This is a genomic window from Bacteroidota bacterium, assembly GCA_016722565.1.
Lineage (GTDB): Bacteria > Bacteroidota > Bacteroidia > 2-12-FULL-35-15 > 2-12-FULL-35-15 > 2-12-FULL-35-15.
Genome location: JADKIU010000001.1, coordinates 778,048 through 795,681, shown reverse-complemented (window position 1 = coordinate 795,681; position 17,634 = coordinate 778,048). Strand labels below are relative to the sequence as shown.

The following is a 17,634-nucleotide window of genomic DNA, read 5'->3' as shown; positions in this document are numbered from 1 at the left end:
ACCATTTGTCAATCCACTCATTTTTCATTAAATTTGATTTTCACAAAACATTTGTCATGAAACTAATAAAACGCATTACCATTTACCTTTCCGTTGTTTTTACAATCCAAGCATCTGCTCAAGTAAAATCAACACGCTTCACAATTCCAAAAGCGGCAACAATTAATGCCGGAGATATTAAGGAAGACTGGAACCCGGTGATTCAAAACATTGAAATGCCTACTCCTGATGGGAAAAGTGAAAAACAAAAACTCAATGCAATCAAGGATAGCTTATCACATGTGTACCCAAAAAAACACATCGCTTTAAAATCAGAAAATAAAATGCCGGCACCTCCTGCGCCTTTCCTTGGACAAAATTTAGCCGGTAACTTATACAATAGCAGCGTGCCAAACGACAATGACATTGCTATTTCTGACGGGAATAAAATCATCTCCGTTCAAAATTCAACAGTTTTCAAATTTGATATGAATACCTGGACATCCTTAGGTTACGTTTCATTAGGAGCCTTCGCTACCGTGCTTGCAAATCCAAATGTAAAATACGATCCGAAAGTTATTTATGATCCAGTTCAAGATAAATATATTTTAGTTTTCTTGAATGGATTTACAGATACAACAAGCAGCATCACCGTTGCTTTCTCCGCTTCCAATGATCCAAACGGAACATGGAACATGTATGAACTTCCCGGCAACCCATTTAACAATGGTTTGTGGACCGACTATCCGATGTTAGCCATGACCGACCAAGAAGTATTCATTACCGGAAATTTATTGTACCCGGATTCCAGCTGGCAAACCGGATTTAATGAAACGGTAATCTGGCAAGTAAATAAAAACAGTGGTTATACCGGAAGTCCTATTCAAGCTATGGTGCACAACAACATCACCTGCGTAGGCAAACCAATTCGTAACCTTTGCCCGGTAAAAGGGGGAATTGATACATATGGTCCGGACATGAATTTTCTTTCCAACAGAAATTTAGATGTAGAGAATGATACCATATTTGTTGTGAATATTAACGATACATTGGGTGCACCCGGACAAACCATAACCGTAACGCCACTCATCTCACCATTAAAATACATCATGGCTCCGCAAGCAGCACAACCCGGACCGGGAGTACAACTCCTCGAAACAAACGACTCACGTATTTTGGGTGCCTTTATCGAAAATGATAAAATCCAATTTGTTAGTAATTGTTTGGATACTGCAACCGGGCATTGTGCCGTGTATCATGGAATTATCAACGACATTAGCAGTTCTCCATTTATTACTGCCAATATTATTTCGGATACATTACTTGAAATTGGTTACCCAAACCTTTCCTATGCAGGAGTGAGTTCAACGGATCATACTGCAATCATCAGTTTTGATCATACAGCACAAACTGTTTTTCCTGGAGTATCAGCAGTAACATCAGATGGATTAGGAAATTATTCACCATTAACAACCATCAAATCCGGGGCAAGTTATTTTAATATCTTATCCGGAAACGAGCGTTGGGGAGATTATTCCGGCTCTCAAAGAAAATACAATCAGCCGGGAAGAGTTTGGGTAAACGGAATGTGGGCAAATGCTTCCAAGAAAAATGTGACCTGGATTGCCGAGCTATCAGTGGGTTCATTAGCAGGTGTAAATGAACAAACAAACACAACATCCAATGATGTTTCTATCTATCCAAATCCAACTGCCGAATTGATGAATGTAAACATCACCATCGAAAAGTCGGATGTATTAAAATTTGAAGTTTTGGATGTTACCGGGAAATTGGTAAAAGTTCTATTGCAAGATAAAGTAAAAGCAGGAAAAAATAATTTTAGCTTCTCTACAACTCCTTTGGCAAATGGAATTTATTTTTTGAAAATAAGCTCTTCTACAAAAGAAGTGTTGACGCAGAAGTTTGTTAAGAATTGATGGAACGCGGATGACGCGGAAAAATGGATTTTCGCGGATTTATTTCAGCCTTTTTTCCTTTATAAGAAACACACCCAATACAACGGTTGTTCCGGCAATTATAATCGGATACCACAAACCTGAAAAAATATTTCCGGTGCTAACAACCAATGACTCTGCAATCAATGGAGTTAATCCTCCGAATACGCCATTACCAATATGATATGGTAGTGACAAAGAAGTGTATCTAATCTCAGGCGGAAATAATTCTACCAAGAATGCTGCAATTGGTCCGTAAGCCATACAAACGAATACTAATTGTAGAAATATTAGAAGCCCTATTATAAAAATGTTTTTTGCTGGCAAATGATTCGTACTTGTCATCTTTGCAACTTTATTGTTTGTTTGTTTTAAGGAATACTCAAGTTTCTCAATTCTTCTCGCACCATTTGTATAACTTAGATGACTTGTAACGGTTTGAATCTGCGAAACAGAATCTACTTTCACCTCTGACATCAAAGTATCATTTACTACGCGAGTCCAATTTTCATAATCCGCCTGCTTTGCCATTCCATGATAAATTGGCATGTACAAACAAGCTGCCAATCCCATTCCTGTTAACATAATCCATTTTCTTCCATATCTATCCGACAGTTTTGCAAAGAAAATAAACAGTGGAGTACCAATTAATAAAACAGGAATCAGCATCCATTGAATTTGTGCGGCATCAATATTTAAATTTTTAATACAGAAATTCATTGCATAAAACTGTCCGGTATACCAAACCACTCCTTGCCCGGCAGTAGCACCAAACAAAGCAATCAACACCAACTTTAAATTTTTCCACTTCCCAAAACTTTCTTTCAACGGATTTTTAGACGTTTTGCCTGCTGCTTTCAATTCCTTAAAAACAGGCGACTCTTCCATTTTTGTGCGGATATAATAAGAGATAATAACTAAAAAAATGGAAACCAAAAATGGGATCCGCCAACCCCAAGCAATAAAATCATCCGCACTCATGAATGATTTACACGTAAGAATTACGGCAAGAGAAATAAACAATCCGAAGGTTGCTGTTGTTTGGATAAAGCTGGTATAATATCCTTTCTTTCCTTCGGGCGCGTGCTCCGCAACATAAATGGCCGCTCCTCCATATTCACCGCCCAATGCAAGTCCTTGAAGTGCACGCAAAACAAAAACAATGATAGGCGCAAGTATTCCGATGGATTCATAACTAGGAATTAATCCGATGGCAAAAGTTGCACCACCCATAATTAATAAGGTCAAAAGAAAAGTATATTTTCTTCCTACAATGTCACCCAACCTTCCAAACACAATGGCGCCAAATGGTCGAATCACAAAGCCGACACCGAAGGCCGCTAAAGTGGCCAAAAAAGCAGCTGTTGGATTTTCTTTCGGAAAAAACTGAGTAGCAATGATTGGTGCTAAACTCCCGAAAATATAAAAATCATACCACTCAATCATTGTCCCGACTGAGGAGGCTGTAATTACTTTACGGATGGAATTAGTGACAGACAAATTATTTTAATTACGATACGTTTATTCTTTATTTACGACTGTTGTAAATTTCTTTTTCAATTTCAAAATCGGTTTTTCAAAAAAGTAATACAATACCGTAGAAAAGCCCATACTCAAAACGACTGCCATGATTGGCAAACCCCAGCCCAATTTGATTTCTGAAAAATGTGTGGTATTCTTTTTAAAATAGGCAATGGCAATACCAATGGTGATAATATGTGTAATGTACATCGCATAGGATATGTTACCAAGATATTTTGACATCTTCGGTTTCAATTTGAAAATAAAATTTTCCTGTGTTGCAGCCCACACTAAATAACAACCAAAGAGTCCGGTAAAAAGCAGAATACTAATGATGGATTTATGATTGCCCCACCCGTTAAATACAAACCCAAAGAAAACAAAACAAACTACCAGTTGAACCCACGGAGCAAACAATGTTTTTTCATAAGCTTTACCCGAAATAGTTCCGTTTCGAATACAAGCAATCAACATTCCAATTCCGAAATAATAAAAGTAGCTTGTACTAACAAAATAAGCGTAGGAATAGTGCCCTTCGGTTTGCATTCTAAAAAAATACAACCAGGAAATTAAACCTGTAATTATTAAAGCGTAAGACAAAGTTTTAAACTTGTGTTTGAAAAGTAAAAGCAAAAAAGGCAAGAGTAAATAAATGTGCTCTTCAATACAGATCGACCATAAGATGGAATATGTTTTTACAACTTCCTGAAAGATTAATTGATAATTAATGGTGAAGGTGAAGGCATACAATAAATTTGTTTGGATATGAGCTGCCGACATACCACTCAAGGCAGGCAACAACCAAATTTTTACAATCACCGCCAAAAAGTATAATGGCCAGATGCGAATAATCCTTCGCATGAAAAAGTTTTTTAGCGAAAAGGTTCCTAATTCAAATTCTTTCATCAAAATCAATGAGATTAGAAAACCGGAGATGATAAAAAAAACATCTAAAAAAAATGAACCCGAATAATGATGAATTTCTGCCGCTTTAGTAGGAATCCCTTTATCACTCAATGTTTGAGTGGCATGATGAAAGATAACCCCGGTAGCACAAATAAAACGAAGCACATCCATCCCTGCAAAATAATTAATAGAAGATGAAGGTTGTAGTTTCGCTTTCAAGTAAAATGGATTTAAAGATTTAGACTAATATACAAAACATTTCAAACAAAAAAAACGTCAGCAAAGCTGACGTTTAATAGTATTTAAATAACCTACTAATCGGTAGGCAGGTATTATTGTAAAAATTATATCGAACTTGCGCCCAACATCAACACCGGATTTTCCAAATTGTGTTTCAACGTTTGCAAGAATGCTGATCCTACCGCTCCATCCACTACTCGGTGATCACACGACAAGGTTACCTTCATTATGTTGCCCGGAACGATTTGTCCGTTTTTCACCACCGGAGTTTGCTTGATTCCACCCACGGCTAAAATACAAGCATCCGGAGGATTGATAATTGCAGTAAATTCATCGATTCCAAACATTCCTAAATTAGAGATGGTAAATGTATTTCCTTCCCAATCGCTTGGTTGTAATTTTTTCTCACGTGCTTTCACAGCGTAGTTGCGCACCTCCGTACCAATTTGTGTTAATGTTTTACCATCTGCAAAACGTACTACTGGAACCAATAATCCTTCTTCAACGGCAATGGCAACACCAATATGGATATGATTGTTATAACGAATACGATCGCCCAACCATGATGAATTTACTTTCGGATGTTTACGCAAAGTAGCAGCAACTGCTTTTATCACCATGTCGTTAAACGAAATTTTTAATCCTGCAACAGTATTGATGGCTTCACGTGCTTTGATTGCTTCATCCATATCAATCTCCATTGTTAAATAGAAATGAGGAGCTGTAAATTTACTTTCACCCAAACGTTTTGCAATCACTTTACGCATTTGTGAAACTGGCTCTTCGGTAAAGCCTTCCACACCAACAAATGTTGATTGTGCACCATTTGATTGGAAATTATCAATATCGCGTTTGATGATTCGTCCATTATCACCACTGCCTTTCAAGGCAGAAACACTAATCCCTTTATCTTCTGCTAATTTTTTTGCCAATGGAGAAATCTTCATTCGATCACCATTTGCAGTTGTTTTTGAAACGGTCGTTGCTGCTACTTTTGTAACAGCAGGAGTAGCAGATTTATTTTCTGTAACTTTTACTTCTTCTTTAACAGCTGGCGCAGCAGACTTATTGGCCTCAGCAGCAATAATTGCTGCAACATCTTCTCCACCCTTTCCTAAAATTGCTAAAATCGAATCTACCGGGGCACCTTTTCCTTCTTGCACACCAATATGCAAAATCACACCATCCTGAAACGATTCAAATTCCATCGTAGCTTTATCTGTTTGAATATCTGCAAGCAATTCACCAGACTTCACTTTATCTCCTACCTTTTTATGCCATTTCGCAACAACGCCTTCAGTCATGGTATCACTCAATTTCGGCATGCGTACAATTTGAACGGTATCCGGAATTTTTACTTCAATTTTTTTCTCAGCAACTGACGACTCAACTTTTGAACTTTCCAACTTTGAACTTTGAACTGCCGCTTTACTCTCCACTCCATTTCCTGCATCAGCAGCTAATAAAGCGGTTATGTCTTCTCCTTCTTTTCCCAAAATAGCAAGGATTGAATCAACCGGTGCCCCTTTCCCTTCTTGCACCCCCACATGAAGTAGAATACCATTTTGAAAGGATTCAAATTCCATGGTTGCTTTGTCTGTTTCGATATCAGCCAACAATTCACCCGACTTCACTTTATCACCTACTTTTTTATGCCATTTCGCAACCACGCCATCTGTCATGGTATCACTTAATTTGGGCATTCGTACTACTTCAGCCATAAATCTAATTTTTATTTGTCGATCTTAAGAGTTGTTGTTCGTCTTAAAAATCTGAAATTATTTTATACTACTTGTTTTAAATTCTATAAATCAGTTTGTTTCAACTCCACAATGGCATTAAATTTTATTCAACGATATACGGATAATCATCTTGCGTATACACATCTTTAAATAATTCATCCGGAGTTGGATATGGAGAGTCTTCTCCAAACTTCACTGATTCTGCAACGATATCATCCACTTTTTGTTCTGCGGCTTCAATCTCTTTTTCACTCATCCAATTATTTTTTTTGATGGTCGCCAATACTTTTTCAATCGGATCTTGTGCTTGATATTCTTTCACTTCATCTTTTGTACGGTAACTTTGTGCATCACTCATCGAGTGACCTTTGTAACGATAGGTTTTCATTTCCAACAATGTTGGACCATCACCTTTTCGTGCACGGTTAACCGCCTCTTCCACTGCTTCATGAACAGCTTCACATGTCATACCATCTACAGCATAAGAAGGCATATCGTATGACAAACCCAATTTCCATAAATCATGCACATTGGATGTACGTTCAACTGAAGTACCCATTGCATAATTATTATTTTCGATGATAAAAATCACTGGCAATTTCCAAAGCATAGCCATATTAAACGCTTCGTGCAAAGCACCCTGACGTACGGCTCCATCGCCCATGTAACACAAAGTTACATTGTCGTTTCCATTGTATTTATCTGCAAATGCAATACCTGCACCCAACGGAATTTGTCCGCCTACAATACCATGACCACCAAAGAAATTAAATTCTTTAGAAAAGATGTGCATCGAACCACCTTTGCCTTTTGAGCAGCCGGTTACCTTCGCCATCATTTCTGCCATAATGTATTTCGGATGTAATCCTCTTCCAATCGGATGAGCATGATCACGGTATGCAGTTATCACACGATCTTCTCTGCGTAAAACAGATTCAGAACCTGCTACCAAAGCCTCTTGCCCGATGTATAAGTGACAGAATCCACGAATTTTTTGTTGGATATATAAATGTCCGGTTTTCTCTTCGAATTTACGCATCAGCAACATCGACTCATACCACTTGATGTAGGTTTCTTTGCTGAATTTCGTTGTTGATTTAGTTGCTGCCACAGGCGCTGCTTTTTTCGTTTTACTCACTACTTTTTCCATTTGTTCGATTTATGTAGAACTACAAATTTAACAATTATAATTCAAAACTAAAACTCTATTGCAGAAACTCTAATACCCCAAAATCAGCCTTTTTTTAGCGCTTCGGCCTTAAACATAAAAGGTAATAAGTCGGCAATGCTATCCATTACCCTTATTTTCCCGGTTTCTCCAGCCAAAATGATTCGAATATTTTGACTGTGACGCATTTCATATTCCGATATGGCTTGGCGGCAAGCACCGCATGGAGAAAGGGGTTCAGACACATGAAATTGCTTTGATTTGCATGTAATCGCGATGGTTTTGATGGCCACATTCGGATAATGAGCTCCCGCTGCATAAATCGCCACTCGCTCTGCACATAATCCACTTGGATAGGCTACATTTTCCTGATTATTTCCACTTACAATCACGCCATTTTCGAGCAAAAGCGCGGCACCTACATAAAAATTTGAATACGGAGCATAGGCTAAATCACTAGCTTCACGTGCCTTTCTAAGCAATTCTTGCTCGACAGCCGTTAACTCCAGCTCCGAATCGTATTCTGTAAACGCAATTTTCAATTCCTTTTTTATCATCATCCATCTATTTGATTCAAAGATAATGGATTTCAATCAATTATGGTCTTGACAATCAAAAACGAATGTTTTATTTTTGGTTAGATAAAACTAAAATAACCCATTAAACCAATTATTGTTTTTCGGGTCTGATTACCGAAAATTAATATCCAACACCATGAAATTAAAAAAGCTACTCCCGGTTTTTATAATTGCTTGCACCCTATTCGCGCAGAAATCTAAAGGCCAAACAGAAGGCGACCTGTTTTTCGGACAAGCAATTGTACATGATGTATACATGACCTTTCCACAAACCAATTATTGGGATTCGTTAGTTGCATACAAACCACTCGACCTCTACCTAAAAGGAGATGTAACCATTGATGGTGTTCTTTATTCGAATGTGGGAATTAAATTCAAAGGCAATTCTTCGTATTCAAATCCAAGTACAAAAAAACCATTCAAAATAGATATGAATGAATATGTTGTCGGGCAGAATGTTGACGGATTAAAAAAATTCAACTTAAACAACGGTTTCAAAGATCCTTCGTTCATGCGAGAAAAACTGGCTCTAGATTTTTATAACGAACATGGTTTAGCCGCTCCTAGATGTGCTTACACGCGCGTCTATTTAAATGGCATCTACTGGGGATTATATATGTTTGTAGAAGAAGCAGATAAAACATTTTTAGATGATGACGATCGATTTGGAAACAAGCAAGGCAATATGTTTAAAGGCGATCCAACTGGAGATTTAAGATGGTATGGAAGTTCTCCTACCTCTTATTATTCCAAATACGAATTACATACAAATGAAACTGCTAACGATTGGACCGACTTGGTGCACTTCATTGATAAAATTAACAACAGCGGAGCAAATTTTCAGGATTCACTCGAAACGGTTTTAAATACAAGTAGTTTTATTAGACATTGGGCTGCAATGAATATGTTTGTTAATCTCGACTCTTATATTGGTAGCGGACACAACTACTTTATCTATCATGATACCCTTTCAGATAAATTTGAATGGGTAAGTTGGGATGCCAACGAATCGTTTGGCAATTTTAATATGGGATTAACAAACACCCAACTTAAAAACCTCAGCATGTTCCATGTTTCAATGCCTTCCAGCAACCGACCATTGGTTCAAAAAATGTTAACAGTACCAACGTATAAAAACACTTTGGTGGATGTTTTCTGTCAATGGTTGCAATATGACTTCAGCAATGCAGCATTGGATTCAAAAATCGACTCGTTAGCCAATGCGATTCGAACCGATGTTTATGCCGATGCAATAAAGTTCTTTTCGAATGTTGACTTTGAAACAAATCTCACCTCCGATGTAGGTATGATTATGGGAATTAAATCCTTTATTACAGAAAGAAGAAACGCATTAATGAGTGAACTCTTTACAAATGGCTGTTATGTTGGACTAAACGAAAACAGTGTAAACGAAGCCGTAATAAGCGTATTCCCAAATCCAACAATCGACTTCATAACAATTGATTTTAATCCAAGTTCAAACAACAACACCATCCGAATTTACAATGCAATTGGACAAGAATTACTCCACCAAAACACAACTTCTCTTTCCGAAAAAATTGACATTTCGCATTTTGCTGAAGGAATGTACTTGATAAAAATAAACGAGGACAGTTATCACAAGATTCAAAAAATAAAGTAAAAAAGCATTGAATTCATTTCTAAATTAATTTACATTTGTTGAAATGAATAAAAAAACCAATCAGGTTGTTGTCCACTTATTAGGATGTGCTATTTTTTTAGCACTTCCAATTATTTTTTCTCCTGACCTTTCATTGGATTTTGATTTTATTCATGCAAAAGGATTTCAGCGCGATTTACTCTTCTCAATCATTCTTATACCTTATTTCTATTTTAGTTATCTTGTATTAATTCCGAAACTCTATTTCGAAAAAAAATATTTTCCATTTTCAGTCATCAACTTTATTTCCTTTGTTTTAATTTTTGCCTTACCCATTGCAGCAATCCCTTCAACAAACTTTAACAGCAACTCCTTTGATACATTTTTCATTCGAGAATTAAAAATTCGATTGTTTCAGTTTTTAATTGTTTTTGTTTTTTCATTAATGCTAAAAATCAATATCCGATTAAAATTATCTGAAAAAGAAAAACTAGATGCCGAGTTGGCCTACCTAAAAGCTCAGATCAATCCTCACTTTTTGTTCAACACATTAAACAGCATCTATTCGTTAGCAATTGTTCAGTCCGACAATGTTGCATCCTCCATTGTGAAGCTGTCTAATATGATGCGCTATGTTTTAAGCGAAAGCTCGAACGACTACGTTCGTCTGGAAAAAGAAATCGAATACATCGAAAATTTTATTGAACTCCAACAAATTCGCTTTGGCAATTTTATTCAATTTGAATGCACCATCACAGGGGATCACAAAAACAAAGTGATTGCCCCATTGATTCTAATTCCATTTATTGAAAATGCGTATAAACATGGTGTAAATGCTGAAGACAACTCCATCATCAAAATCAATATTGAAACTACAGAAAACCAATTACTTCTATTCGTAAAAAACAACAAAGTTTTTGTACAGCGTAGTGAAGAATCAGAAAGCGGAGTGGGTGTGGAAAATACAAAAAATCGACTGCAGATGATTTACCCCGGCAAACACAAACTAATAATAGACAACTCAGATAAAGAATATACTGTTTCACTAACCATTGACCTGAAATGATAAAAGCAATTGCAATAGACGATGAAGTTCCGGCTCTTAAAATCATTGAGAAATTTTGTGAAAAAACCGGTTTGATTGAATTACAAAAAACATTTTCGATGCCGAATGAAGCGTTGAAACACCTAAGTAAATTCCCTACCGATTTATTATTTTTAGACATCAACATGCCCTCGATTTCCGGGATTGAGTTGTACAAGTCAATTGAACAAAATACAATGGTTATTTTCACTACCGCATACAGTGAATTTGCAGTAGAAGGATTTAATTTAAATGCCGTTGATTACCTATTAAAACCCTATACCTACGAACGTTTTTTACAAGCCGTAAACAAAGCAAACGACCTTTACAATGCAGGCACCGGAATAGGAGAAAAGAACCTCGACCAATACTTATTTGTACGAGCAGACTACAGCTTAATAAAAATTGCCATCAATGATATTGTTTTGATTGAAGGATTAGACGATTATTTAAAAATCCATTTACAAAGCAATCCAAAACCCATTGTCACCCGAATGACGATGAAAGGAATTATGGAAAAACTTTCATCAAAAGAATTCATTCGCGTGCACCGTTCTTTTATCATTCCTTTCAGTAAGATAGAAAACGTTCGAAAAAAAATCATTTCGATTGCAGGAAAAGAAATTCCGATTGGAAGCAGTTACGAAGCCGATTTTAATGCCATTTTTAAAAAATAAAAACGATTGTAACTAAACGAATCCTCAGGCAATTCGTCAAAGAAGGAACATTCGAATGACAAATATCATGAAACAGGAAAAGAAATTTCAAAACACTTGTATTCGCTCTCCTTTTGTGTTAAATTTACTTTAAATTAACAATGTCTATGTTCGGCAATCTACTCCGTTTTAGCTTTTTATTTTTAGTCTTTTTTACAACTTCAATAAATGCGCAGGTAGTCATTAATGAAGTTTCCAGCGCCAGTGTATCCACATACTTGGATGAAGATGGTGACCAAGAAGACTGGATTGAATTTTACAATACCTCTTCTACGCCCATCAATATGCAAGGGTATACTATCAATCCCATTGAAAACGGCAAAACAAAATCTTGGACATTTCCCAATATCACCATCAAAGGAAACGACTATCTCACTGTATTTTGCTCCAAGAAAAACAGAAACGCTTATTTCGATCATTGGGAAGTGCCGGTATATCCGCAACTAACATGGAAATACTATTTGGGTGTTTCTAACCCGCCTCCTACCTGGACAGACATCACCTTTAATGATGCTTCTTGGCTAAGCGGAATGGGTGGCATTGGATATGGTGATGGTGACGACAGCACCGTAACACCTCCAATCAGTTCTGTCTTTATGCGAACAAGCTTTACGATTGCCGACACAAGCATCATTCCAACTGCTTTACTCTTTTTGGATTTTGATGATGGTTTTGTTGCTTATTTAAATGGCGTTGAAATTGCTCGAGCAAATGTTGGCGTTTATGGAGATCGTCCAAACTATAACACTTGGGCGTATGATGAACATGAAGCAACCGTTTATTCCACCGGTAATTTTTCTGCTGCCTATTTCGTTTCTCCGGAATTGGTTGATTCAGCCATCAAACCCGGATTAAATGTTTTTAGCGTACAAGTGCATAATTTTTCCAGCGGTACGGATGACCTTTCCATGATTCCCTATTTTTTAATTGGGGTAAACGATACAAATATTACCTATTTCCCTTTTGCAGCAACCGTAAACCTACATACAAGCTTTAATTTAAATAGTACAGGACAAGAACTTATTTTAAAATATGCAACCGGAGCAATTGCGGACCAACATATCATTGGCGATATGCAGTTGAACAATACCTTTGGAAGACGTCCAAATGGGGCAAATAATTGGTATTACTTTGATTCACCTACTCCTGATACAACAAATAACACGTCAGCTTTTTACACAAATTATTTGTCCAAACCTTCGTTTTCATTGGGAGCTGGATTTTATAGCGCACCTCAAACACTAAGCATCTCATCGCCTACAGGATTGGTGAGATATACCTTGGACGGAAAAGATCCCGACCAAACAAGCGCCTTGTTCACCGGACCAATTATCATTGACTCTACCAGAGTGGTAAGAGCACGCACCTACTCTAGCGACCCACTCCAATTACCAAGTGAAATTATCACGAATACTTATTTCATTAATGAAAACATTGAATTACCTGTTGTTTCCCTAACCAGCGACCCTTACAATCTCTTCGATTATTACTATGGAATTTATGTAATGGGACCCAATGCTGATACCGTAAACGTTCCATTTCAAGGGGCGAACTTTTGGCAAGGATGGGAACGACCTGCCAACATTGAATATTTTGACCCTAATGGAATACTAGGTTTTGAAACACCTTCCTCTATCGCTATTCAAGGTAATTATTCAAAAGCCTGGCCTCAACGTGGATTTGCTGTGCGCACCCGAGAAAACTACAAAGGTGAAACCATTGATTACCCTTTATTCCCCGACAAACCATACATCACCCAATACAAATCGTTCAACATTCGTAATGCCGGCTCCGATTGGAATAAATGTCATATGCGAGATCGATTCAACCAAAAAAATGCGCAAAAAAGTACGAACCTCGATATTATGGATGGAAGACCGTGTGTACTTTTCATTAATGGCGACTATTGGGGTGTTTATGAGCTTCGTGAAAAACAAGACAAAGACTATATTGAAAACAATAGCGGTATTCCTGCTGAACACATCGACTTTCTTCAATTTGACGGGAGTATTATCGAAGGCAGCAATACTGCATTTCTAAATATGTCCAGCTGGATTGGCGCAAATGATATGTCGATTCCTGCAAATTATAACACCGCAAAAAGCATGTTGGATATCGAAAATTTTTGTGATTACTTCATTACCGAAACGTATATTCTAAATATAGACTGGCTGGGTAGCTATACGAATAACATCAAATTCTGGCGCCCTAATAATCCCGTAGGGAAATGGCGTTATGTTTTATGGGATACCGATCTATCGTTGGGTTTTGCTGCGGCTTGGGGCGGAGCAGTGAGCACCGACTTTTTAGATGTAGCCATCAATCCTGTAACTCCAAATCCGCATTCAACGATGTTATCAGGGTTGCTTGAAAACACCGAATTCAAAAATTATTTTGTCGACCGCTATGCTGATTTAATGAATACCATCTTTTTGCCAAGCACCATGCAAGAAAATGTTGATGCAATGCATGATGAAATGTTACCTGAAATGCCTCGACATTTTAACCGCTGGGGTGGGAGCTTTTGGGGCGGATTAATTGGACCAGCAGCCAATGTAACAGAATGGGAGTATGAAATTGACTCGTTAATGCTTTTTGCTACCAACCGAATCGGATTTGCCAGAGATCAAATACAAAGTCAATTTGCTCTTACCAAACAAGTAGATGTTACATTGGACGCAGTACCTGCCGGTGCAGGTAAAATAAAGATCAGCACGATTACTCCGGAATCCCTTCCGTGGACAGGAGTCTACTTTGATGGTGTTCCTGTAACCATCACCGCCATTGCAAACCCAGGTTATGAATTCAAGTATTGGGAAGCAAATAGCAATCTTCTAACGAACGACTCTACAGCGAGTATAACACTCAACATTGACTCAAACGATGTTTTCAAAGCGCACTTTGACATTTTAGAACTTGGTTTAAATGTATATCCAAATCCATTTAGTAACAACATTACCATCAACTTCCAACTGCCAAAAAGCATGCAAGTGAGTGTTAAACTTTATTCAATAATTGGCCAGGAAATTGCAACCATCATTTCTCCTGACACCTTCCACCCAGAAGGAAGCTATACATTTAATTATGACACCAATGGTTTAGCATTAGCACAAGGAATGTATTTTATTGAATTAAAAACAAAGGATTTTACTAAAACTGTCAAATTGGTGAGAGGAAAATCGAACTAAAAATCAATTTGTTCATATTAATACCATGAATTAAATTACAAAACATAAATTATTTTTACATTGCAATAACATTTTCTTAACAACTAAAAATGAAGTCTATTTTAACCAATACCAACATGTATAAAAAAACAGCACTCTTTACATTTGCTGCACTTGCAGCATTCGCAATTTCTTCTTGTAATAAACCGGAAGGCGAAGGCGGACAAGCTACTATCAAAGGGAAAATTTGGGTAGAAAACTACAGCACGCTCAACAACATGGCCGACACGTATACGTTTAAAGGAGAATTTGCCGGTGCCGACAAAGATGTATACATCATCTATGGTGACGATGTGAGTTACGGAAACAAAGTAAAATCGAGCCCGGATGGCGTTTTTGAATTTAAATATTTGCGTAAAGGCGATTATAAAATTTACGTTCAATCGAAAGACACTACAAGAGCATCCTTCTTTTACGGATCAGGAATTAAAACAGTAGATGTTTCTGTAACAATCGGAAACAAAAAAGAAACAGTGGATGCAGGAACGTTAACAATCTTAAACTAATTAATCTTTTTCAAAATGAAAATTTTAAAACTATCATTTCTTTCATTATTTATCTTCAGCTTATTCAGCATCTCTTCTTGCAAAAAAGAGGAAGGAGAAGGCGGACAAGCATCTATTACAGGAAAAATTTGGATTAAACGTTACAACACGTTCGGAACACTTGTTATTGGGGAATTTGCCGGTGCTTACGAAGACGTTTATATCGTTTATGGCGATGACGAAACGTATGGCGACAGGGTAGAAACCAACCCGGATGGTGTTTATGAATTTAAGTATTTACGTCCCGGCAAATACACAATTTATGCTTATTCAACCGGCCCTTCATTATCTGTATCACGAGTAGCCGTGCAAGTTGAAGTGGATATCACAAAGAAAAAACAAACCGTTGATGCCGGCACAATTGAAATAACACAATAACAGAATACCATGACAAATAAAATAATTTCAACTACTTTACTATTTGCACTTTTTAACTTCGCAGCTATCGCTCAAAGTAAAAAAGATGTAAAAAAATTAAAAATCAAAGCTAGCACAACCGTTGTTACAGAAACCGTTGACGGCAATGAAAAATCAAGAACCGACTCCTATCAAAAATTTGACAATGCCGGCAATGTAATTGAACTGGTGGAATACAACAAAGACGGATCGATTAAAAAGAAAGAAGCACATACCTACAACAAAAACAATGATGTAGTGGAAGAAATTGTGTTTGATGAAAAAGGCAATGCTAAAAAGAAAATTACCACCGAATACAATTCAAATAAAGATAAAACAGTTGAAACAACCTATGATGCTCACGGGAAGCTAATTGAAAAAACACAACATGGGTACAATGCCAAAGGGGATCGCTCCTATGAAATCACGATGGATGCCTCCGGCAAAATGATAAAAAAATCAATTTATGCCTACGATAAAAACGGATTAAAAACCGAGAAGAAAACAACCGATGGAAATGGCACAGTGATTTCAATAAAGAAATACACTTACGAGTACTAAAATTTTGAACGAATTAAATAAAATACTGAATGAGTTTGAACCCATCACCCTAAAGGAGATGGACAGCGTGAAGTTGATGGACCGAACAGATACAAAATTTGTATTCAAATTTGATCAGCTTCCTGAATTTTTAAATCAGCTAAAGAATGATTACAAAGTATTGGATGTAAATGGGAATAAAATAAGCAGATATGAATCACTTTATTTCGACACCAAAGATTTTGACTTATATCATTCACACCACCGCGGCAAGCCTAGCAGATTTAAAATACGGTTCAGAAAATATGTTGAATCTGAATTGAATTTTTTTGAAGTGAAATTTAAAAACAATAAAGGAAGAACAATAAAAGACAGAGTTAAACAAAAAGAAATTGATGGATTTATTAAAGAAAAAGCGGAAGCCCTGCTCACCGACAAAACGCCTTTAAAACCAGCTAATTTGGAAGCTAAGATCTGGGTGAATTATTCCCGAATTACTTTTGTAAACAAACATTCGCCCGAACGAGTAACCATTGATTTGAATTTAACTTTTAAAAACAACGAACAAAACAAAACAATAGAAAACATCGTCATTGCAGAAGTAAAACAAGATAAAGCTATTACTTCAGCATTTATGAAACTCATGAAAAAATATCACATTCGTGAAGGTGCTATCAGCAAATATTGTTTTGGAATTATCAACTTATTTGGAAAAATAAAACACAACAATTTTAAACCAAAATTAATTTTAATAAAAAAAGCATTACATGGTACTACTGCAAGAGTTAACTGAAGACGCTATTAATACAGGATTTACGCTGTTTGAAAAGCTTGGACCTAAATTTTTTATTCGCCTAAGCATCAATTTAGTTTCGGTATTTATATTGATCCGATTCATCTATTTCCCTGTCTATAAAAACAGAGAAAACTTTTTTACATTATTCATTTTCAATCTCATCATCTTCTTAATTACATTTATTTTAAACAAATCAGACATGAGTATGGGAGCCGCATTCGGTTTATTTGCAGTATTTTCCATGTTACGTTATCGCACAGAAGGCATCTCTACAAAAGATATGACATACTTATTTTTAGTAATTGCCATGGGATTAATCACCGCCTTAAGCAAAGGAAATTGGATTGAAATTTCTTTCATCAATTTAATCATCATCATCTTCACATTTGCTTTGGAAACGACAATTTTTATGAAAAAAGAAGTTTCACAAAACATTCAATATGAAAACATTGAAATGATTAAGCCCGAGTTGCGTGTTCAGTTGATTGCAGATTTAGAAAGCCGTATGGGAATTAAAATCAATCGCATCTCTATCGGTAAAATTGATTTTTTAAAAGACACAGCTATCATCCGTGTATATTACAATGTACAATAAAAAATAGTTAGACGATTAAATTTTT

Annotated in this window: 15 protein-coding genes; 10 read left to right on the top strand and 5 right to left on the bottom strand. The window is 36.6% G+C overall.

Annotated elements, in window-relative coordinates; genetic code table 11:
* Positions 1 to 56: 56 nt before the first annotated feature.
* Entirely contained in the window at positions 57 to 1,916 is a 1,860-nt protein-coding gene (locus tag IPP64_03225; protein MBL0328437.1) for a T9SS type A sorting domain-containing protein, read from the top strand.
* 39 nt (positions 1,917 to 1,955) lie between these two features.
* On the opposite strand, the gene IPP64_03220 is transcribed toward IPP64_03225, so the two are convergent.
* The 5 genes from IPP64_03220 to IPP64_03200 form a co-directional block, all read right to left on the bottom strand.
* Entirely contained in the window at positions 1,956 to 3,380 is a 1,425-nt protein-coding gene (locus tag IPP64_03220; protein ID MBL0328436.1) for an MHS family MFS transporter, read from the bottom strand.
* 75 nt (positions 3,381 to 3,455) lie between these two features.
* Positions 3,456 to 4,580 (bottom strand): acyltransferase, encoded by a 1,125-nt coding sequence (locus IPP64_03215; protein MBL0328435.1) that lies wholly within the window; start codon positions 4,578 to 4,580, stop codon positions 3,456 to 3,458.
* Positions 4,581 to 4,705: 125 nt separating this feature from the next.
* The gene (locus IPP64_03210; protein MBL0328434.1) at positions 4,706 to 6,322 is read right to left on the bottom strand and encodes a 2-oxo acid dehydrogenase subunit E2; all 1,617 of its coding nucleotides are present in this window, start codon (positions 6,320 to 6,322) and stop codon (positions 4,706 to 4,708) included.
* Between the two features lie 124 nt (positions 6,323 to 6,446).
* The gene (pdhA, locus tag IPP64_03205; protein MBL0328433.1) at positions 6,447 to 7,493 is read right to left on the bottom strand and encodes a pyruvate dehydrogenase (acetyl-transferring) E1 component subunit alpha; all 1,047 of its coding nucleotides are present in this window, start codon (positions 7,491 to 7,493) and stop codon (positions 6,447 to 6,449) included.
* Between the two features lie 83 nt (positions 7,494 to 7,576).
* Positions 7,577 to 8,068 (bottom strand): cytidine deaminase, encoded by a 492-nt coding sequence (locus tag IPP64_03200; protein ID MBL0328432.1) that lies wholly within the window; start codon positions 8,066 to 8,068, stop codon positions 7,577 to 7,579.
* A gap of 157 nt (positions 8,069 to 8,225) precedes the next feature.
* Between IPP64_03200 and IPP64_03195 the strand changes: the two genes are divergently transcribed.
* The 9 genes from IPP64_03195 (at position 8,226) to IPP64_03155 (ending at position 17,609) form a co-directional block, all read left to right on the top strand.
* Positions 8,226 to 9,731: a CotH kinase family protein gene (locus IPP64_03195; GenBank protein ID MBL0328431.1), complete on the top strand. Its 1,506-nt coding sequence runs from the start codon at positions 8,226 to 8,228 to the stop codon at positions 9,729 to 9,731.
* A 43-nt stretch (positions 9,732 to 9,774) separates the two neighbouring features.
* Positions 9,775 to 10,776, top strand: coding sequence for a sensor histidine kinase (locus IPP64_03190; GenBank protein ID MBL0328430.1), 1,002 nt, complete (start codon positions 9,775 to 9,777; stop codon positions 10,774 to 10,776).
* Positions 10,773 to 11,471 carry a response regulator transcription factor gene (locus IPP64_03185; GenBank protein MBL0328429.1) on the top strand — a complete coding sequence of 233 codons (699 nt, stop codon included), beginning with the start codon at positions 10,773 to 10,775 and terminating at the stop codon, positions 11,469 to 11,471. The genes IPP64_03190 and IPP64_03185 overlap by 4 nt, the downstream gene beginning before the upstream one ends.
* Positions 11,472 to 11,617: 146 nt before the next feature.
* Positions 11,618 to 14,698, top strand: coding sequence for a CotH kinase family protein (locus tag IPP64_03180; protein MBL0328428.1), 3,081 nt, complete (start codon positions 11,618 to 11,620; stop codon positions 14,696 to 14,698).
* An 89-nt stretch (positions 14,699 to 14,787) separates the two neighbouring features.
* Positions 14,788 to 15,243 carry a hypothetical protein gene (locus IPP64_03175; GenBank protein MBL0328427.1) on the top strand — a complete coding sequence of 152 codons (456 nt, stop codon included), beginning with the start codon at positions 14,788 to 14,790 and terminating at the stop codon, positions 15,241 to 15,243.
* A 15-nt stretch (positions 15,244 to 15,258) separates the two neighbouring features.
* Positions 15,259 to 15,660, top strand: coding sequence for a hypothetical protein (locus IPP64_03170; GenBank protein MBL0328426.1), 402 nt, complete (start codon positions 15,259 to 15,261; stop codon positions 15,658 to 15,660).
* A gap of 9 nt (positions 15,661 to 15,669) precedes the next feature.
* The gene (locus tag IPP64_03165; protein MBL0328425.1) at positions 15,670 to 16,239 is read left to right on the top strand and encodes a hypothetical protein; all 570 of its coding nucleotides are present in this window, start codon (positions 15,670 to 15,672) and stop codon (positions 16,237 to 16,239) included.
* A 4-nt stretch (positions 16,240 to 16,243) separates the two neighbouring features.
* Complete coding sequence (locus IPP64_03160) at positions 16,244 to 17,011, top strand: polyphosphate polymerase domain-containing protein (GenBank protein ID MBL0328424.1); 768 nt, start codon at positions 16,244 to 16,246, stop codon at positions 17,009 to 17,011.
* A complete protein-coding gene (locus IPP64_03155; protein MBL0328423.1) occupies positions 16,986 to 17,609 on the top strand; it encodes a DUF4956 domain-containing protein in 624 nt (207 codons plus the stop codon). Before IPP64_03160 ends, IPP64_03155 begins: the two co-directional genes overlap by 26 nt.
* Positions 17,610 to 17,634: the final 25 nt, after the last annotated feature.